Genomic DNA, 18,772 nt, shown 5'->3' on the forward strand with positions numbered 1-18,772 from the left:
TTGGGCTATCAGGAAACAGTATGAAACCAACCACCATCTCCTTACTGCAGAAATGCAAACAGGAAAAGAGACGCTTCGCCACCATTACTGCGTATGACTACAGCTTCGCTAAGCTTTTTGCCGAAGAGGGTATCACTGTCATGCTGGTCGGAGATTCGTTAGGGATGACGGTACAAGGCCATGATTCCACCCTGCCGGTGACGGTCGAAGATATTGCCTACCATACCCGTGCCGTGCGCCGCGGAGCACCTGCCTGTCTGCTGCTTTCCGATCTGCCTTTTATGGCCTACGCGACGCCAGAGCAAGCGTTCGAGAATGCGGCAACCGTCATGCGTGCCGGGGCCAATATGGTCAAAATCGAAGGCGGAGCCTGGCTGGCAGAGACCGTGAAAATGCTCACCGAACGTGCCGTGCCGGTCTGCGGTCATCTGGGTCTGACGCCGCAATCCGTCAATATTTTTGGCGGCTATAAGGTGCAGGGCCGCGGTGATGCAGCACAGACACTGTTTGAGGATGCCCTGGCGCTGGAAGCCGCTGGCGCACAGCTGCTGGTGCTGGAGTGTGTGCCGGTTGAACTGGCAAAACGCATCACCGAGGCGCTGTCGATTCCGGTGATTGGCATTGGCGCAGGCAACGTTACCGACGGTCAGATTTTAGTGATGCACGACGCTTTTGGTATTACCGGCGGCCATATCCCTAAATTCGCCAAAAATTTCCTGGCAGAAGCAGGCGACATGCGTGCTGCTGTGCGGCAGTATATTGCCGACGTTGAATCCGGTGTTTACCCGGGTGAAGAACACAGTTTCCATTAAGGAGTCTTGTTGTGCTAATCATTGAAACCCTGCCGCTGCTTCGCCAGCATATCCGTCGTGCACGTCAGGAAGGTAAACGTATCGCACTGGTTCCCACGATGGGTAACCTGCATGACGGCCATATGAAGCTTGTTGATGAAGCCAGAGCGCGTGCAGATATCGTGGTGGTCAGTATCTTCGTGAACCCCATGCAGTTTGACCGTGCCGACGACCTGGCGCGCTATCCGCGCACCCTGCAGGAAGATTGCGAAAAACTCAAAAAACGCCACGCGGACATTGTCTTCTCTCCGGCACCTGCAGACGTCTACCCGCAGGGGACCGAGGACGCGACCTACGTGGACGTGCCGGGCATTTCAACCATGCTGGAAGGCGCCAGCCGTCCGGGCCATTTCCGCGGCGTTTCAACCATCGTCAGCAAGCTGTTTAACCTGGTGCAGCCCGACGTTGCCTGCTTCGGTGAGAAGGACTTCCAGCAGCTGGCGTTGATCCGTAAGATGGTCGCCGACATGGGTTATGATATTGAGATCGTGGGCGTGCCGATTGTGCGTGCCAAAGACGGTCTGGCGCTCAGTTCCCGTAACGGGTACCTTACCGCGGATGAGCGTAAAATCGCGCCGGGATTGAGCAAGGTCATGAATACCATGGCGGAACAGCTTGTGGCTAAAGAGCTGAGTGCAGAAGAGATCGTTGCCCTCGCCGAACAGGCGCTGAACGACAAAGGCTTCCGCGCTGACGATATCCAAATCCGTGATGCCGATACGCTGCTTGAGCTGACCGATACCAGCAAGCGCGCGGTGCTTCTGGTGGCTGCATGGCTCGGTCAGGCACGCCTTATCGACAATAAAGTGGTTGAGCTGGCATAACTCTCTACCTCCCCTCGTTCGCGGGGGTTAACGCATGATGATTAAAGGTAAACGTAATGATTCGCAAAATGCTGCAAGGTAAGCTTCACCGTGTGAAAGTCACTCAGGCCGACCTGCACTATGAAGGCTCCTGCGCCATTGATCAGGATTTTCTTGATGCAGCGGGCATCCTTGAAAACGAAGCCATTGATATCTGGAACGTGAATAACGGTAAGCGCTTCTCTACCTATGCGATCGCGGCGGAACGCGGCTCCAGAATTATCTCCGTGAATGGCGCTGCCGCTCACTGTGCTGACGTCGGTGATATCGTTATCATCGCCAGCTTCGTGATGATGTCTGACGAAGAAGCCCGTCGCTGGCAGCCAAAAGTGGCGTACTTCGAAGGCGACAACGAAATGAAACGCACCGCGAAAGCCATTCCGGTCCAGGTTGCCTGATATCCTGAAGGCTGTGAACCGTTCACAGCCTTCTCTCACCTCATCCCTGCGGCTGATTACTGATAAGCCGCGACATCGTCTCCAGCGAATCCGTCCTTAAAATATACAGTCGCTTAAGCAGGAACGGATTGTCCCCGGGCTTCACTTTGCCTTTTACCGTTGTCACCGCCAGGTGGAACCCTGCGTCATTCGCTGCTTTTACCGCTTTGTCATCATAGGCGCCAAACGGATAAGAGAGATAGAGCACGTGCGGGTTAAATTGCGCCAGCGCCCGGCGTGAACGCGCGAAATCGAACAAAATCACGTGATGGCTACGGCTCAGTAAGATCGGGTGTTTATTGCCGTCCACCCGATGCAAGAAGTGGGTATGGGACTGGATATCAAACACATCCTGGATCTGCTCAAGCTCAGAGACACTCATAAACTGCAGGTATTTCGGCGCCCACTTCTGCGGATGACGTTTTATACGCGACGAGATGATAAACGCCGTCGCCTTGAATCCATACGCTTTGAGGACGGGATACGCATAGCGGCTCACCGACTTCAGCCCGTCATCAAAGGTGATCACCACAGACTTCGCCGGCAGGTTCATTTTGTTACGCACATACCCTTCAAGCTGAGCCATCGTCAGCGTGGTATAGCCCTGATCGCGAAGCCAGGTCATCTGGTTGCTGAACGCACGCACGCTGGTGGTCGTGGAGGTATGCCGGAAACGGGTGTTCTCCTCATCACGCAGGATATGGTGATAGGTCAGGACCGGGATGCCGTTATCTTCCTGCGCATCCAGGCTGCTGATCCACGCCAGACGATTGCCGATGCGGATCTGATACCAGGTCTGGTTCAGACGGTCTTTAAGTTTATTCAGAATGGGGTAGCGAAGGTTAGCACTCATCGTGCCGAATGGGGCGCTTCCGCTGCTGGGAGCGTTAAAGACAGGCGTGTCTTTCCAGGTTATCAGGTTCTGGTTACTCAGCGGTTTATTCAAATCGCCAAGGCTGTCTTCCACGCGCTGTTTGCCCTGCACGTCTTCCAGGTGCTCTTTATCAATAAAGCCCGTGCCGAAGCCAAAACGAAACTCGTAGTAATCAGCGGATGTGGGGACAACGGCCAGGATTTGCCCGGCACGGATATTGCCGACATTGACCACATTGTTACCTACTTGCGCCCAGATAGCCGCATCTTCGGTGGTTTGCATATATCGGGCGGGAAGCCCTTGCTGAGCGATCAGGCTGGCAGATGCGCCGCCGGAAACCAGCAGCAACAGAAGGAACACAACGCGCATGAACATGGAATATTAATCGACACGGAAAATCAGCCACCATTGTAACAAAAGCAGCATCAATACCAATGTTTAATTCTTATACAAATCATGGAGCAAGACAAAGGGAGGATTTTTTTGCTGCTGATGCCACAGGCTGCTGACGCCGGCCACTTTTTTGTCGACGATTGCATGACGGAATTCAGCGCTGCTTAAGGTTTCCCGGAAGGGATACATGGATTCCAGCAGCAAAGAGTTAATGCCTGATATCACTTCACAGTTGTCGTGCTTGTGGCTCAACAATGCCGCAGAGCGATAAGGTGCCGCGCCGGATTTATCGGTCAGGAAGATGACGCCGTCACCGGTGTCGGTTTCATGCAGGGCATCGCACATCATTCGGCTGAGCATGTTGGTGCTCAATCCGCGCCAGTAGTTAACCGCACGGCATTGCGCCAGCGGACCAAATCTGGCCTCCAGTTTATCCAGCATATCCTGCGCCTGTTCATCATGGCAGGCGATCACCCATCCCAGCATCACTCTCTCCTTAGCAGGTAAGTAGTTTAGCGGAGTGAAGGTTAGCGTACGGTGATAACAATCAAAGAAAAGCGCCCGGCAAACAGAATGTCGCCGGGCGGGAGATTAGCTGCGCAGACCGCGTCCACGCTGAATCAGAGACCAGCACAGCAGGTAGAAGGCGATAATAAACACCACCAGCACCGCAACCGTGGTAATCAGTGGCACATCCGTAATGCCGAGGAAACCAAAGCGGAAGCCGCTGATCATATAAACAATCGGGTTCAGGTGTGACAGCGCCTGCCAGAACGGCGGCAGCAGCGTCAGGGAGTAGAACACCCCGCCAAGATAGGTCAGTGGCGTCAGCACAAAGGTCGGGATCAGGCTGATATCATCAAACGTTTTAGCAAACACCGCGTTCAGCAGACCGGCCAGCGAGAACAAGATTGCCGTCAACAGTAACGTGAGCGCCACGAACAGCCATGAATGCACCTGGAACGGCACAAAGAACAGGGAGATCGCCGTCACCAGAATCCCCACGCAGAGACCGCGCGCCACGCCGCCGCCCACATAACCCGCAATGATCACATGCGTTGGTACCGGCGCGACCAGCAGCTCTTCAATGTTACGCTGGAACTTGGCGCTAAAGAATGATGATGCCACGTTAGCATAGGCGTTGGTGATCACCGCCATCATGATCAGGCCCGGCACAATAAACTGCATATAGGTAAAGCCGTGCATTTCACCAATGCGGGAACCGATGAGGTTACCGAAGATGATGAAGTAGAGCGTCATGGTGATCACCGGCGGTACCAGGGTTTGCACCCAGATACGCATAAAGCGGTTAATCTCTTTCGCCCAGATGCTTTTCAGCGCGACCCAGTAAAGATGCGTCATGCCTTGTCTCCTTGTTTATCCTGCACCAGAGAGACAAACAGCTCTTCCAGTCGGTTCGCTTTGTTACGCATACTTAATACCTGAACACCCTGCGCGCTCAGCTGTGAGAACACACTGTTGATGCCCTGCTCGCGCAGCACTTCCACTTCCAGCGTTGAGGTATCCACCAGACGATAGTTATAGCCTTCCAGCGTCGGCAGCGGGCTTTTCGCCGCCAGGTCGAGAATGAAGGTTTCGGATTTCAGCTTGGCGAGCAGGCTCTTCATCGAGGTGTTTTCCACCAGCTCACCGTTCTGAATGATGCCGATATTGCGACACAGCATCTCCGCCTCTTCGAGGTAGTGCGTGGTCAAAATAATGGTCGTGCCTTTGTCGTTGAGGTCCTTCAGGAAGCCCCACATTGAACGACGCAGTTCGATATCCACGCCCGCGGTGGGCTCATCAAGGATCAGCAGCTTTGGCTCATGCATCAGCGCACGGGCAATCATCAGACGGCGCTTCATCCCGCCAGACAACATGCGCGCACGTTCATTGCGTTTTTCCCACAGATCGAGCTGTTTGAGGTACTTTTCGCTGCGCTCCACCGCTTCTTTGCGCTCAACACCGTAGTAACCCGCCTGATTAACCACGATTTGCTGCACTGTCTCGAACGGGTTGAAGTTGAACTCCTGCGGTACCAGTCCGAGCTGGCGCTTGGCATTCACCACATCTTTTTGCAGGTCGTAACCAAACACGCTCACCCGGCCGGACGTTTTATTGACCAGCGAACTGATAATGCCAATGGTGGTGGATTTCCCCGCCCCATTCGGCCCCAGAAGCGCGTAGAAATCCCCCGCTTCCACTTTGAGATCTATCCCACGCAGCGCCTGAACGCCGCCTGGATAGGTTTTTTTGAGCTGCTCAAGCTCCAGTGCAATCGCCATGAATTAAACTTACCTTAGGTTCTGACACACGTTGTGTGGTTTCATTAAAAGTCGAGTTACCCTATATTAGCGCAACGCAATCACTCGGTTACAGGTCGCTAACCTCCATGAACGACATAGATACACTCATCAGCAACAATGCACTATGGTCAAAAATGCTGGTGGAGGAAGACCCCGGATTTTTTGGAAAGCTCGCGCAGGCGCAAAACCCACGCTTTCTCTGGATTGGATGTTCCGACAGCCGCGTTCCGGCAGAGCGCCTGACAGGTCTCGAGCCTGGCGAACTGTTTGTGCACCGTAATGTTGCCAACCTGGTGATCCATACCGACCTCAACTGCCTTTCGGTTGTTCAGTACGCCGTTGACGTTCTGGAGGTCGAGCACATCATTATTTGTGGCCACTATGGCTGCGGCGGTGTGCAGGCCGCGATTGAAAATACCGAACTCGGGTTAATCGATAACTGGCTGCTGCATATCCGCGATATCTGGTTCAAACATAGCTCACTGTTGGGTGAAATGCCGCAGGAGCGTCGTCTCGATACCCTTTGCGAGCTGAACGTGATGGAGCAGGTTTATAACCTTGGTCATTCCACCATCATGCAATCGGCGTGGAAACGCGGGCAAAAAGTCTCGATCCACGGCTGGGCCTACGGTATTCACGATGGTCTGCTTCGTAACCTGGAAGTGACCGCCACCAACCGTGAAACGCTGGAGCAGCGCTATCGTTCCGGGATAGCTAACCTGAAGCTTAAGCACGTCAACCATAAATAGCTGCCTGTAAGCTGTTAGATAAAAACAAAACGGCAACCCGGGTTGCCGTTTTTACTGTGTGTCCCCTCGTCAGAGGGCAACAGACCGCACGTCACAAACCTTACTCGTCGAGCAGGATCACTTTACCCACATACGGCAGATGGCGGTAACGCTGCGCGTAGTCAATGCCATAGCCCACGACGAACTCGTCAGGGATAGAGAAGCCGACAAACTCTACCGGCACCTGCACTTCACGGCGGCTGGGTTTATCCAGCAGGGTGCAGATCGCCAGGGATTTTGGCTCACGCAGGCTCAGGATCTCGCGCACTTTAGAGAGCGTGTTGCCGGAGTCGATGATGTCCTCAACGATCAACACATCTTTGCCACGAATATCTTCATCCAGATCTTTCAGGATTTTCACATCACGGGTTGTGGACATGCCGCTGCCGTAGCTGGAGGCGGTCATAAAATCGACCTCATGGGACACCTGCACTTCACGGCACAGGTCTGCCATGAACATGAAAGAGCCACGTAAAAGACCGACCAGCACCATTTCGCTGCCGCTGTCCTTGTAATGTTCGGTGATTTGACGACCCAGTTCGGCGATACGCGCTTTGATCTCGGCTTCCGGGATCATCACTTCAACAGTATGTTTCATATTACTAACCATATGATTTTAATGAAAATCTCTCAATGCGGATGAATGTTACTCCGGCATCGATACGCAAGCCAGCCATTATATCAGTAAATGGATACACCTGGCGCATGAGTTATAAAAAGCAAATATTGTGATTCCGATCACACTTGTTAATACCTATAATTAGTTGCTAGCAAATAATTAACAAAACTGACGAGTACACTTTCTATGGCTGAAATAAAAACTCAACAGCCACGTCTACTGGTGACATTAACAGCGCTATTCGCCGCCTTCTGCGGCCTGTATCTGTTAATCGGTGGCGTCTGGCTGGCCGCAATTGGCGGCTCCTGGTACTACCCTATTGCGGGTCTGGTTATGCTTGGCGTAACCGTCCTGTTGTGGCGTAGAAAACAATCCGCGCTATGGCTTTATGCTGCTTTACTCCTCGCAACCATGATCTGGGGTGTCTGGGAAGTCGGTTTCGACTTCTGGGCACTGACGCCGCGCAGTGACATCCTGGTCTTCTTTGGTATCTGGCTGATCCTGCCGTTCGTGTGGCGTCGCCTGATTGTTCCTTCAAGCGGTGCCGTTGCGGCGCTGGTGGTTGCCCTGCTGATCAGCGGCGGCATTCTCACCTGGGCCGGTTTTAACGACCCGCAGGAGATTAACGGTACGCTGAATGCCGAATCCACCCCAGCTGCGGCTATCTCGCAGGTCGCGGATGGCGACTGGCCAGCTTATGGCCGTAATCAGGAAGGTCAGCGCTACTCCCCGCTCAAGCAGATCAACGCGGACAACGTTAAGAACCTGAAGGAAGCCTGGGTATTCCGTACCGGCGACCTGAAGATGCCAAACGATCCAGGTGAACTGACCAACGAAGTGACGCCGATTAAAGTCGGTAACATGCTTTATCTGTGCACCGCGCACCAGCGTCTGTTCGCGCTTGATGCGGCCACCGGTAAAGAGAAATGGCACTTCGATCCACAGCTGAACTCCAACCCGTCGTTCCAGCACATCACCTGCCGTGGCGTCTCTTACCACGAAGCGCGTGCTGATAATGCGAGCCCTGAAGTCATTGCCGACTGTCCTCGCCGCATCATGCTGCCGGTAAACGATGGCCGCCTGTTCGCGATCAATGCCGAAACCGGTAAGCTGTGTGAGACCTTTGCCAACAAAGGTATCCTGAATCTGCAGACCAACATGCCGGACACCACGCCGGGTCTGTATGAGCCAACCTCACCGCCGATCATCACCGATAAAACTATCGTGATTGCCGGCTCGGTAACCGATAACTTCTCCACCCGCGAAACCTCTGGCGTTATCCGTGGTTTTGACGTGAACACCGGTAAACTGCTGTGGGCCTTCGACCCGGGCGCGAAAGATCCAAATGCGATCCCATCGGACGAACACACCTTTACCTTTAACTCACCTAACTCCTGGGCACCGGCGGCGTATGACGCGAAGCTGGACCTGGTCTACCTGCCGATGGGCGTCACCACGCCAGATATCTGGGGGGGTAACCGTACGCCTGAGCAAGAGCGTTATGCCAGCTCTATCGTGGCGCTGAACGCGACCACCGGTAAACTGGCCTGGAGCTACCAGACTGTTCACCACGACCTGTGGGATATGGACATGCCGTCCCAGCCAACGCTGGCTGACATTACCGTTAACGGCAAAACCGTTCCGGTGATTTATGCACCCGCGAAAACGGGCAACATCTTTGTGCTGGATCGCAGCAACGGTAAGCTGGTTGTCCCGGCACCCGAAAAACCCGTTCCGCAGGGCGCTGCCAAAGGCGACTATGTCACCAAAACACAGCCGTTCTCTGACCTGAGCTTCCGTCCGAAGAAAGATCTCAGCGGTGCAGACATGTGGGGTGCCACAATGTTTGACCAGCTGGTGTGCCGCGTGATGTTCCATCAGCTGCGCTATGAAGGTATCTTCACGCCACCTTCTGAGCAGGGCACGCTGGTCTTCCCGGGTAACCTGGGCATGTTCGAATGGGGTGGGATCTCCGTTGACCCTAACCGTCAGGTGGCGATTGCCAACCCGATGGCCCTGCCGTTTGTTTCTAAGCTTATTCCACGCGGTCCAGGCAACCCAATGGAGCAGCCTAAAGATGCTAAAGGCAGCGGTACAGAAGCGGGTATTCAGCCGCAGTATGGCGTGCCCTATGGCGTCACGCTGAACCCGTTCCTGTCGCCGTTTGGTCTGCCGTGTAAACAGCCTGCCTGGGGTTATATCTCCGGCCTGGATCTGAAAACTAACCAGATCGTCTGGAAAAAACGTATTGGTACGCCTCAGGACAGCATGCCGTTCCCGATGCCGGTTCCTGTCCCGTTCAATATGGGTATGCCAATGCTGGGTGGTCCAATTTCTACCGCCGGTAACGTGCTGTTCATCGCGGCAACCGCCGATAACTACCTGCGCGCGTACAACATGACCAACGGTGAAAAACTGTGGCAAGGCCGTCTGCCAGCAGGTGGACAGGCAACGCCGATGACCTATGAAGTGAATGGCAAGCAGTACGTTGTCATCTCTGCGGGTGGTCACGGTTCGTTTGGTACGAAGATGGGCGACTACATTGTGGCTTATGCTTTACCCGACGACGCTAAATAACTAACACCGCCAACGGTAAAAAAAACGGCAACTTCGGTTGCCGTTTTTATTGCTTATCCCCTCTGGACCGGGGTCTGGGCATCAGGGCACACGATATTAAACCGTGAACCCCAGCATCATGCCCGTATCTTCATGCTCCAGCAGATGGCAGTGCGCCATATAGGCAAACGCCTTCGGTGCCTCGTGGTCAAATTTCACCAGCACCTCACTGACGCCACCTTCAACCCTGACGGTGTCTTTCCATCCCGCGCGGTGCGCCTGTGGCGCGTTACCGTTTTCAGAAAGGATGCGGAACTGGGTGCCGTGAATATGGAACGGATGCAGCATCATGTCGCCTTCGCCTGAAATCACCCAGCGTTCAAACTGCCCTTTTGTGGCAGCAAACATTGGCGTGTTCATGTCGAACGCTTTACCGTTGATCATGTTGGCATTGTGGAAATCGAAATCATGGCCACCGTGCCCCATGCCGCCCATTTTACCGTGGTCCATATTCATATGGCCCATCATCTCTCCGTGGTGCATACCCGCCATCGCCTGATTGCCATATTTCGCCATCAGTGCCTGCATGCCCATCATGTCGAGCATCGGGTTCATGGACAGTTGCAGCTTGCGTTGGGTCAGGCCCTCGAGAGAAGGTAGCGCCGGGAGCGTGGTCAGGGTATCCGGCAACATGCCCGAAGCCGTGACCTGCAGCGGCTGGATCTGCAGCACCGGGTGCGGCTTGTCAAAGGGTGCAACCGCCATTCCCATCTGACTGACCGGTAGCGTGACCAGGTCAAACGGTTTGCCGTCGCTGATATCCACCAGCACCTCAAAACGCTCCCCCATCAGCATCGGTAGCGTATCCACCTTCACCGGTTCAGGCAGCAGCCCCCCGTCGCTTGCGACCACGTACAGAGGGCGTTTATCGCTGGTGGCGAAATTCAGTGAGCGGGCGTTACAGCCGTTGAGCAGGCGTAAGCGCAGCCAGCCTTTCGGTGCCGCATGCTGCGGGTAAATGGCACCGTTGGTCAGCAGGGTGTCGCCAAACCAGCCTACCGCCGCGCTCATGACGTCCAGCTGGTAATCAATTTGCCCGTCAGCGGTGAATTTTTTGTCCTGCACAATGACCGGCACATCGTCGATGCCCCACTGTTTGGGCAGGCGCAGCAAACGGCTTTCGTCATCTTCAATCAGCACCAGTCCCGCCAGCCCCATCGCCACCTGATGGCCCGTTTTGCCATGCTGATGGGGGTGGAACCAGCAGGTCGCGGCGCGCTGGTCCGGGGTAAAGGTCACGCTTCGCTTACCGCCCGGTTTTATGATGCCCTGCGGCCCCCCGTCCACCTCGCCCGGCACTTCCAGTCCGTGCCAGTGCAACGTGGTCTCCTCAGCCAGCGTGTTATGGATATCCACCGTCACCGCTTTCCCTTTACGTAACTGAAGTGCCGGGCCGAGAAGATTGCCGTTATAACCCCACGTTGTCGCACTGTGTGCGCCAAAGGTCGTTTTACCGGACTGGACAACAAGCTGGATGCGGCTTCGGGCATCTGCGGTGAGTAAATCAGGGATCGGTAAGGCAGGTCTGTCGGCCGCAAAAGCCGCGCGGCTCCACAGCGGTAAAGCGCTGGCTACGCCAAGCGCAACGGAATATTTTAAAAAATCACGGCGTTGCATGTTCATTTCCTTATTTCCAGCAGGCGATCTTTTGAGCATAAACCCTCCCCTTACCGGAAGGTCAAGTAAAGCGGCAATAATAAAGATCGTCGGCCTGGCATCAAGTATGCTAACGTTAATTTTCCGTGATGCAGTGGTAGAAGCAATGAAGACGTTTTTCAGAACAATTTTGTTCGGTAGCCTGATGGCGATGTGTGCGAACAGTTACGCGCTGAGTGAAAATGAAGCGGAAGATATGGCCGATTTGACGGCAGTTTTTGTCTTTCTGAAAAACGATTGTGGTTACCAGAATTTGCCCAACGGGCAGATTCGTCGCGCACTGGTCTTTTTTGCCCAGCAAAACCAATGGGATCTCAGCAACTACGATAGCTTCGACATGAAGGCGCTCGGCGAAGACAGCTACCGCGATTTAAGCGGTATTGGTATCCCTACCGCCAAAAAATGCAAAGCGCTGGCTCGCGATTCACTCAGCCTGCTCGCCTACGTGAAATAACCTTCCCGACGCCCCCTTGTTGAGCCTATAGCCGTGCAACCACGGTTATAGTTAGCTATCATGTTTCGCTCATTTTTTGTGAGCGTAACGGATGTTAACAAAGGAGGAGTCCGCGTATGGCCGACCACACGTTGTGGCATGAAACACTGCATGACCAGTTTGGTCAGTACTTTGCCGTTGATAACGTGCTCTATCATGAGAAAACCGATCACCAGGATCTGATCATCTTCGAGAATGCCGCCTTTGGCCGCGTGATGGCGCTGGATGGTGTCGTGCAAACGACCGAGCGCGACGAGTTTATCTATCATGAGATGATGACCCACGTTCCGCTGCTGGCACACGGGCATGCGAAGCATGTTTTGATTATCGGTGGTGGTGATGGCGCAATGCTGCGTGAAGTCTCCCGCCATCAATCCATCGAAACCATTACGATGGTGGAAATTGATGCCGGCGTGGTCTCTTTCTGTCGTCAGTACCTGCCGAACCATAATGCCGGTAGCTATGACGATCCGCGCTTCAGTCTGGTCATTGATGATGGGGTTAACTTCGTTAATCAGACGACCCAGGCCTTCGACGTTATTATCTCCGACTGTACCGACCCGATCGGTCCCGGCGCATCGCTGTTTACCTCCGATTTCTACGAAGGCTGCAAGCGCTGCCTGAAGCCGGGCGGGATTTTCGTGGCACAAAACGGCGTCTGCTTCCTGCAGCAGGATGAAGCCCTCGACAGCCACCGCAAGCTGAGCACCTATTTTGGCGATGTCAGCTTCTATCAGGCCGCTATTCCGACGTACTACGGCGGGATCATGACCTTTGCCTGGGCGACAGATAACGACGTACTGCGCCATCTTTCCACCGAAATTATTCAGGCCCGCTTCCACCAGGCCGGACTTACGTGCCGTTACTACAATCCGGCAGTTCATACCGCAGCGTTTGCCTTACCGCAGTACCTGCAAGACGCATTATCCACTAAGGGGGTGAGCTAATTGAAAAAGCTTAAACTGCATGGCTTTAACAACCTGACCAAAAGCCTGAGTTTTTGTATTTACGATATCTGCTATGCCAAAACAGCGGAAGAACGCGATGGTTACATCGCCTATATCGATGAACTCTACAATGCCAACCGTCTGACCGAGATCCTGTCAGAAACCTGTTCGATTATCGGCGCGAATATCCTGAATATCGCCCGTCAGGATTATGAACCTCAGGGTGCCAGCGTCACGATTCTGGTCAGCGAAGAGCCGGTCGACCCTCAACTTATCGATAAAACAGAACATCCGGGCCCGCTGCCGGAAGTGGTCGTCGCCCATCTCGATAAAAGCCACATCTGCGTGCACACCTACCCGGAAAGCCATCCTGAAGGCGGGCTGTGTACCTTCCGTGCCGATATCGAAGTGTCGACCTGCGGCGTGATCTCCCCGCTGAACGCGCTGAACTATTTAATCCACCAGCTGGAATCCGATATCGTGACGATTGATTATCGCGTGCGAGGCTTTACCCGTGACATTAACGGCATGAAGCACTTTATCGATCACGAGATCAATTCCATTCAGAACTTTATGTCCGACGACATGAAGTCGCTGTATGACATGATGGATGTGAACGTGTATCAGGAAAATATCTTCCATACCAAGATGTTACTTAAGGAGTTCGACCTTAAGCACTACATGTTCCATACCCGACCAGAAGATTTAAGCGAAGAAGAGCGCAAGGCCATTACTGACCTGCTCTGGAAAGAGATGCGCGAAATCTACTACGGCCGCAATATTCCGACCGTGTAAGCCGCGCTGGGAGCAAGGACGCTCCGGTGTGCTATTTCTGTTTCATGAACGCCCGGTACGCCGTCACGACTTGCAAAAAGTCTTCTACGCCGCACAGCGACAGACTCTCTTCATCGTAGTAGCTCATCCCCTCTTCCATCTCATCACCGGAGAATTCAAGCTGGTTGGCACGCACCATCACCTCTTCGCCATCCATCCACAGCGTGTATTCGTGCCCGGCACGTTGCCAGGAGCGTTCACTGCCTTTCACCGTATTTGCCGCCTGTTCAACTTCGTCCAGAAGGGCGAGATTCTCTTTCACCTCTTCGTTGAACCAGTGTCCAACAGCTTCGTGGCCCATCGACATACGCACTTTCACCACTCCGGTGATGTCGCGCAGAAATTCGTAATCCATAGTATTTTCCTCTGCAAAGCCATTACGCTAATTATCGCAGCAGAGAAGAAGAAAAAAAGCGTGGGAGGCAGGAGGAATGAAAATAAAAAGGTGAGAGCAAGACCTTGCGGTCTGATGCCCTCACCCTGTCCCTCTCCAGGGGAGAGGGTGCAAACACAAAACCGCCTCCGCGGAGACGGTTTAGCTGTTTATACTGCCGTCTGGAAGATAACCCCGTCAGCCTTCTCGGTGTACTGAGAGAGCTGGTCGAAGTTCAGATAGCGATAGGTATCTACCGCCGTCTTATCCACCTGAGCCACAAAGGTCTGGTACTCTTCCGGCGTTGGCAGTTTACCAATCAGTGCCGCAACCGCCGCCAGCTCCGCAGAGGCCAGGTAGACGTTAGCACCGGTACCTAAACGGTTCGGGAAGTTACGGGTAGAGGTGGAAACCACCGTCGCACCGTCAGCCACGCGTGCCTGGTTACCCATACACAGGGAACAGCCAGGAATTTCGATACGCGCACCGCTCTTACCGAACACGCTGTAGTAGCCCTCTTCGGTCAGCTGAGCCGCATCCATACGGGTTGGCGGAGCCACCCACAGACGCGTTGGCAGCTGGCCTTTATGGGTATCCAGCAGCTTACCGGCAGCACGGAAGTGGCCGATGTTGGTCATACAGGATCCGATGAACACTTCGTCGATCTTGTCGCCCTGAACGTCTGAAAGCAGACGCGCGTCGTCCGGATCGTTTGGTGCACACAGGATTGGCTCTTTGATATCCGCCAGATCGATGTCGATCACTGCCGCGTATTCTGCGTCAGCATCGGCTTCCAGCAGCTGTGGATCCGCCAGCCATTTTTCCATGCCCTGGATACGGCGCTCCAGCGTACGACGGTCGCCGTAGCCTTCTGCAATCATCCACTTCAGCAGCACGATGTTAGAGGTCAGATACTCAATAATCGGCTCTTTGTTCAGCTTGATGGTACAGCCAGCAGCAGAACGCTCCGCGGACGCATCGGTCAGTTCGAATGCCTGCTCGACTTTCAGATCCGGCAGACCTTCAATTTCCAGAATACGGCCAGAGAAGATGTTTTTCTTCCCTTTCTTCTCAACGGTCAGCAGACCCTGTTTGATGGCATACAGAGGGATAGCATGCACGAGGTCACGCAGGGTGATACCCGGCTGCATTTTGCCCTTGAAGCGCACCAGAACCGATTCTGGCATATCCAGCGGCATCACGCCGGTCGCAGCAGCAAACGCCACCAGCCCCGAGCCCGCCGGGAAGGAGATACCGATTGGGAAACGGGTATGGGAATCACCACCGGTACCGACGGTATCAGGCAGCAGCATACGGTTCAGCCAGGAGTGAATAACACCGTCACCCGGACGCAGCGACACACCGCCACGGTTCATGATGAAGTCAGGCAGCGTGTGGTGCGTGGTCACGTCAACCGGCTTCGGATACGCGGCAGTGTGACAGAAGCTCTGCATCACCAGGTCAGAAGAGAAGCCCAGGCACGCCAGGTCTTTCAGTTCATCACGGGTCATTGGGCCAGTGGTGTCCTGAGACCCCACGGAGGTCATCTTCGGTTCGCAGTACGCGCCAGGACGGACACCGGCGACGCCGCAGGCGCGACCCACCATTTTCTGCGCCAGGGAGTAACCACGATTGCTTTCCGCCACATCCTTCGCATGACGGAACACGTCGCTGTGCGGCAGACCCAGCGCTTCACGCGCTTTGGTCGTCAGGCCACGACCGATAATCAGCGGAATACGGCCACCGGCACGCACTTCGTCAATCAGCACGTCGGTTTTCAGCTCAAAACTCGCCAGCAGTTCGTTGGTTTCGTGGTTGCGCACTTCACCTTTGAACGGGTAAACGTCAATCACGTCGCCCATATTCAGGTTAGAGACATCCACTTCGATCGGCAGTGCGCCCGCATCTTCCATGGTGTTGAAAAAGATTGGCGCAATTTTGCCGCCCAGCACCAGGCCGCCGCCACGTTTGTTAGGCACATGAGGAATGTCATCGCCCATGAACCACAGTACGGAGTTGGTCGCGGACTTACGGGACGAACCGGTACCCACTACGTCACCGACGTATGCCAGCGGGAAACCTTTTTCCTGCAGGGCTTCGATCTGTTTGATCGGGCCAACGCTGCCCGGCTGATCCGGCTCAATACCTTCACGGGCGTTTTTCAGCATCGCCAGTGCGTGCAGAGGAATATCAGGACGAGACCACGCATCCGGTGCCGGAGAGAGGTCATCGGTGTTAGTTTCACCGGTCACTTTGAAGACGGTAACGGTGATTTTTTCAGCCAGTGCAGGACGGTTCAGGAACCATTCGGCATCGGCCCAGGATTGCATAACCTGTTTCGCGTAGGCGTTGCCGGCTTTGGCTTTTTCTTCCACATCGTAGAAGTTATCGAACATCAGCAGCGTTGAGGAGAGCGCTTTGGCGGCAATCGGTGCCAGCGTGTCGTTATCCAGTGCGTCAATCAGCGGATGAATGTTGTAGCCACCCTGCATGGTACCGAGCAGTTCAATAGCTTTTTCAGGAGTAACCAGTGGGGAGGTTGCTTCGCCTTTGGCGACGGCGGCAAGGAATCCGGCTTTTACGTAGGCAGCTTCATCTACGCCAGGCGGTACACGGTTGATCAACAGATCTAACAGGAATTCTTCTTCGCCCTTAGGCGGGTTCTTCAGCAGCTCGACGAGCGCGGCCATTTGGGTTGCATCTAAAGGTTTGGGTACAATTCCCTCGGCGGCACGTTCTGCTACGTGCTTACGGTATTCTTCTAGCACGACGGTTCTCCTCGCTCTCATTGTCATATGCGGCGGGCGTTCTCTTCACGCTCCTGTGAGACAGCAGTTTGTAGGGTAAATGCCCGATACCGCGTCGGGCAGCATAGCAGGATTTCTGCACAGTGTTAATCCGTTTACAAAAAAGCAACATTAAAAAATTTGCTGAATCGTTAAGCATGGTGTAGCGGGCAGGTGCAACGAATTCTGACTGCAAAAACCGTGAGTGCCACCTTCTGAATATTCCGGCGGCATTTCAGCCATCCGATATAATTGTGTAATAAATACTCACACTCTTTATCCGGACGTACCGGATGATTCCCCACAAAAGTCAAAACAGTAAAAGACGGGTGATTGATACTCACGCCAACCGTAACGCCTCACGGCACAGCGCTTGTCTCGTTGGAGTCATTTTATGAAGTTGCCCTTTAAGCCACAACTGCTTGTCCTTCTGTGCAGTGCCGGGCTGTTTGCCGCCTCAGGCGTCATGTTCGTTAAAAGCCGCGCAACGGAGCCTGTGGCTCCTGCCCCCGTCGCACAACAACCGGCTGCGCCGCCTGCCGCCCCTGCCGCTCAGCCAGCACCGGTCGTCGCGCCAGCCTACACGGCCGCGCAAATTGATCAGTGGGTCGCCCCCATCGCGCTCTACCCGGATGCCCTGCTATCGCAAATTTTGATGGCTTCGACTTACCCGGCCAACGTCATCCAGGCAGCACAGTGGTCAAAAGACAACCCTAAACTGCAGGGCGATGCCGCCATTCAGGCCGTGGCGAATCAACCCTGGGATCCGAGCGTGAAATCACTGGTGGCGTTTCCTCAGTTGATGTCCCTGATGGGCGAAAATCCACCCTGGGTGCAGAGCCTGGGCGACGCGTTTCTCGCGCAGCCAAAAGATGTGATGGATTCCGTGCAACGTCTGCGTTTGCTGGCGCAGCAAACCGGTGCATTGCAATCAACACCGCAGCAGACGGTCACCACCGAGACAAAACCGGCCCCGGCGAAAACGGCCACCGGCCAGACAACAAGCACCGCCACGACGTCAGCCCCGACGGTCATTAAAATTGAGTCCGCCGACCCGCAGGTGGTTTACGTGCCTACCTACAACCCGAATACCGTGTATGGCACCTGGCCGAACACCGCTTATCCGCCCGTCTATTTACCGCCCTCCCCGGGAGAGCAGTTTACGGACAGCCTGGTCAAAGGCTTAGGGTTCAGCCTGGGTGTGGCGACAACCTACGCTATTTTCAGCAACATCGACTGGGATGATGACGATGACTGGGATCACCACCATGATGACGACTGGGATCATCACGGCGGCTATAACCGCAACGGTGATAACAACATCAATATCAACGTTGAGAACTTTAATAAAATCAGCGGCCAGCGCCTGACGGACGCCAACCGCACCTGGCAGCATAACCCGGCCTATCGTGAAGGAGTGCCCTATCCCACTAACACTCTCAACAATCGCTTCCACTCAACGAATACGGCAACGGGGCTAAGCGCGACACAGCAAAAACCGGTCAACCGGGACAGCCAACGGCAGGCTGCGCTGAGCCAGATGGAGAAATCGACGGGAAAAACCTTCCCGCAGACCGCACGTCCGGGCACCAAAGATGCACAGCGTCAGGCGTCAACCGCCCAGCTGAAGCAAATTTCCCAGCGCAACAACTACCGGGGCTACGACACCAAACCGCAAACGGCACAGCGGACAGCCGCTAAGACGCGAGACAGCCGCCCGACCACCACCCAAAGGCAAGAGAAACGGGTTTCGCAGCCTGCGCGGAGTAGCCAGCCGCGCGCCAATGCGCTCAGCGGTAACGACAGTCGTTCCGCCAACTGGCAAGCCCAGCAGCAGCGAGGCGCCCAGAGCAGGCAACAGGCTGCCCGCCATCAGCAACCGCGCCAGACGTCTACCGGGCGTGCTGAACACCGTGAATTCCGTCACCGTTAAGGA

At 54.7% G+C, this 18,772-nt stretch carries 17 protein-coding genes; 9 read left to right on the forward strand and 8 right to left on the reverse strand.

Going from position 1 to position 18,772, the window contains the following annotated elements; all coding sequences use genetic code 11:
• Positions 1 to 20 precede the first annotated feature (20 nt).
• Genes panB through panD form a run of 3 tightly spaced genes read left to right on the forward strand, consistent with a single transcriptional unit; the run spans position 21 to position 2,112 of the window.
• Positions 21 to 812 (forward strand): 3-methyl-2-oxobutanoate hydroxymethyltransferase, encoded by a 792-nt coding sequence (gene panB, locus AC2FAP_RS13750; RefSeq protein WP_014168674.1) that lies wholly within the window; start codon positions 21 to 23, stop codon positions 810 to 812.
• Positions 813 to 823: 11 nt separating this feature from the next.
• On the forward strand, positions 824 to 1,675 hold the full coding sequence (gene panC, locus AC2FAP_RS13755) for a pantoate--beta-alanine ligase (protein WP_025205376.1): 852 nt from the start codon (positions 824 to 826) through the stop codon (positions 1,673 to 1,675).
• A 56-nt stretch (positions 1,676 to 1,731) separates the two neighbouring features.
• Positions 1,732 to 2,112 (forward strand): aspartate 1-decarboxylase, encoded by a 381-nt coding sequence (gene panD / locus AC2FAP_RS13760; RefSeq protein ID WP_014168672.1) that lies wholly within the window; start codon positions 1,732 to 1,734, stop codon positions 2,110 to 2,112.
• A gap of 40 nt (positions 2,113 to 2,152) precedes the next feature.
• Here the strand turns inward: panD and AC2FAP_RS13765 are convergent, their stop codons facing one another.
• From AC2FAP_RS13765 to AC2FAP_RS13780, 4 genes are all read right to left on the reverse strand, one after another.
• Positions 2,153 to 3,400: a polysaccharide deacetylase family protein gene (locus tag AC2FAP_RS13765; protein ID WP_014168671.1), complete on the reverse strand. Its 1,248-nt coding sequence runs from the start codon at positions 3,398 to 3,400 to the stop codon at positions 2,153 to 2,155.
• Positions 3,401 to 3,463: 63 nt separating this feature from the next.
• Entirely contained in the window at positions 3,464 to 3,904 is a 441-nt protein-coding gene (locus AC2FAP_RS13770; RefSeq protein WP_020882597.1) for a PTS sugar transporter subunit IIA, read from the reverse strand.
• 105 nt (positions 3,905 to 4,009) lie between these two features.
• Positions 4,010 to 4,780 (reverse strand): ABC transporter permease, encoded by a 771-nt coding sequence (locus AC2FAP_RS13775; protein WP_014168669.1) that lies wholly within the window; start codon positions 4,778 to 4,780, stop codon positions 4,010 to 4,012.
• On the reverse strand, positions 4,777 to 5,703 hold the full coding sequence (locus AC2FAP_RS13780; protein ID WP_014168668.1) for an ABC transporter ATP-binding protein: 927 nt from the start codon (positions 5,701 to 5,703) through the stop codon (positions 4,777 to 4,779). Before AC2FAP_RS13780 ends, AC2FAP_RS13775 begins: the two co-directional genes overlap by 4 nt.
• A gap of 107 nt (positions 5,704 to 5,810) precedes the next feature.
• On the opposite strand from AC2FAP_RS13780, the gene can reads away from it, so the two are divergent.
• Entirely contained in the window at positions 5,811 to 6,473 is a 663-nt protein-coding gene (gene can / locus AC2FAP_RS13785) for a carbonate dehydratase (protein WP_020882596.1), read from the forward strand.
• Positions 6,474 to 6,573: 100 nt separating this feature from the next.
• On the opposite strand, the gene hpt is transcribed toward can, so the two are convergent.
• A complete protein-coding gene (gene hpt / locus AC2FAP_RS13790; RefSeq protein ID WP_025205381.1) occupies positions 6,574 to 7,110 on the reverse strand; it encodes a hypoxanthine phosphoribosyltransferase in 537 nt (178 codons plus the stop codon).
• 207 nt (positions 7,111 to 7,317) lie between these two features.
• Between hpt and AC2FAP_RS13795 the strand changes: the two genes are divergently transcribed.
• Entirely contained in the window at positions 7,318 to 9,708 is a 2,391-nt protein-coding gene (locus AC2FAP_RS13795) for a glucose/quinate/shikimate family membrane-bound PQQ-dependent dehydrogenase (protein WP_020882595.1), read from the forward strand.
• A 96-nt stretch (positions 9,709 to 9,804) separates the two neighbouring features.
• Here the strand turns inward: AC2FAP_RS13795 and cueO are convergent, their stop codons facing one another.
• Positions 9,805 to 11,364: a multicopper oxidase CueO gene (cueO, locus tag AC2FAP_RS13800; RefSeq protein ID WP_032679633.1), complete on the reverse strand. Its 1,560-nt coding sequence runs from the start codon at positions 11,362 to 11,364 to the stop codon at positions 9,805 to 9,807.
• 145 nt (positions 11,365 to 11,509) lie between these two features.
• Between cueO and AC2FAP_RS13805 the strand changes: the two genes are divergently transcribed.
• The 3 genes from AC2FAP_RS13805 (at position 11,510) to speD (ending at position 13,638) form a co-directional block, all read left to right on the forward strand.
• Positions 11,510 to 11,857, forward strand: coding sequence for a YacC family pilotin-like protein (locus AC2FAP_RS13805; RefSeq protein ID WP_014882582.1), 348 nt, complete (start codon positions 11,510 to 11,512; stop codon positions 11,855 to 11,857).
• A gap of 116 nt (positions 11,858 to 11,973) precedes the next feature.
• Positions 11,974 to 12,843, forward strand: a complete 870-nt coding sequence (gene speE, locus AC2FAP_RS13810) for a polyamine aminopropyltransferase (RefSeq protein WP_163304118.1) — start codon at positions 11,974 to 11,976, stop codon at positions 12,841 to 12,843.
• Entirely contained in the window at positions 12,844 to 13,638 is a 795-nt protein-coding gene (speD, locus tag AC2FAP_RS13815; protein WP_014168660.1) for an adenosylmethionine decarboxylase, read from the forward strand. It abuts the gene before it with no gap.
• Positions 13,639 to 13,669: 31 nt separating this feature from the next.
• Here speD and yacL read toward each other — a convergent pair whose 3' ends face one another.
• The gene (gene yacL / locus AC2FAP_RS13820) at positions 13,670 to 14,032 is read right to left on the reverse strand and encodes a protein YacL (protein WP_014168659.1); all 363 of its coding nucleotides are present in this window, start codon (positions 14,030 to 14,032) and stop codon (positions 13,670 to 13,672) included.
• A 188-nt stretch (positions 14,033 to 14,220) separates the two neighbouring features.
• Positions 14,221 to 16,818: a bifunctional aconitate hydratase 2/2-methylisocitrate dehydratase gene (gene acnB, locus AC2FAP_RS13825; RefSeq protein WP_020882592.1), complete on the reverse strand. Its 2,598-nt coding sequence runs from the start codon at positions 16,816 to 16,818 to the stop codon at positions 14,221 to 14,223.
• Between the two features lie 412 nt (positions 16,819 to 17,230).
• Between acnB and AC2FAP_RS13830 the strand changes: the two genes are divergently transcribed.
• Positions 17,231 to 18,769, forward strand: coding sequence for a DUF3300 domain-containing protein (locus AC2FAP_RS13830; protein WP_163304119.1), 1,539 nt, complete (start codon positions 17,231 to 17,233; stop codon positions 18,767 to 18,769).
• Positions 18,770 to 18,772 lie beyond the last annotated feature (3 nt).

It is taken from the genome of Enterobacter cloacae complex sp. 394I7 (assembly GCF_057320345.1).

Coding starts and splice junctions, on each gene's coding strand:
- panB (WP_014168674.1), top strand. CDS start 21: ATGAAACCAACCACCATCTCCTTACTGCAGAAATGCAAACAGGAAAAG.
- AC2FAP_RS13780 (WP_014168668.1), bottom strand. CDS start 5,703: ATGGCGATTGCACTGGAGCTTGAGCAGCTCAAAAAAACCTATCCAGGC.
- hpt (WP_025205381.1), bottom strand. CDS start 7,110: ATGAAACATACTGTTGAAGTGATGATCCCGGAAGCCGAGATCAAAGCG.
- AC2FAP_RS13770 (WP_020882597.1), bottom strand. CDS start 3,904: ATGCTGGGATGGGTGATCGCCTGCCATGATGAACAGGCGCAGGATATG.
- AC2FAP_RS13805 (WP_014882582.1), top strand. CDS start 11,510: ATGAAGACGTTTTTCAGAACAATTTTGTTCGGTAGCCTGATGGCGATG.
- yacL (WP_014168659.1), bottom strand. CDS start 14,032: ATGGATTACGAATTTCTGCGCGACATCACCGGAGTGGTGAAAGTGCGT.
- can (WP_020882596.1), top strand. CDS start 5,811: ATGAACGACATAGATACACTCATCAGCAACAATGCACTATGGTCAAAA.
- panD (WP_014168672.1), top strand. CDS start 1,732: ATGATTCGCAAAATGCTGCAAGGTAAGCTTCACCGTGTGAAAGTCACT.
- AC2FAP_RS13795 (WP_020882595.1), top strand. CDS start 7,318: ATGGCTGAAATAAAAACTCAACAGCCACGTCTACTGGTGACATTAACA.
- AC2FAP_RS13775 (WP_014168669.1), bottom strand. CDS start 4,780: ATGACGCATCTTTACTGGGTCGCGCTGAAAAGCATCTGGGCGAAAGAG.
- AC2FAP_RS13765 (WP_014168671.1), bottom strand. CDS start 3,400: ATGTTCATGCGCGTTGTGTTCCTTCTGTTGCTGCTGGTTTCCGGCGGC.
- AC2FAP_RS13830 (WP_163304119.1), top strand. CDS start 17,231: ATGAAGTTGCCCTTTAAGCCACAACTGCTTGTCCTTCTGTGCAGTGCC.
- cueO (WP_032679633.1), bottom strand. CDS start 11,364: ATGCAACGCCGTGATTTTTTAAAATATTCCGTTGCGCTTGGCGTAGCC.
- speE (WP_163304118.1), top strand. CDS start 11,974: ATGGCCGACCACACGTTGTGGCATGAAACACTGCATGACCAGTTTGGT.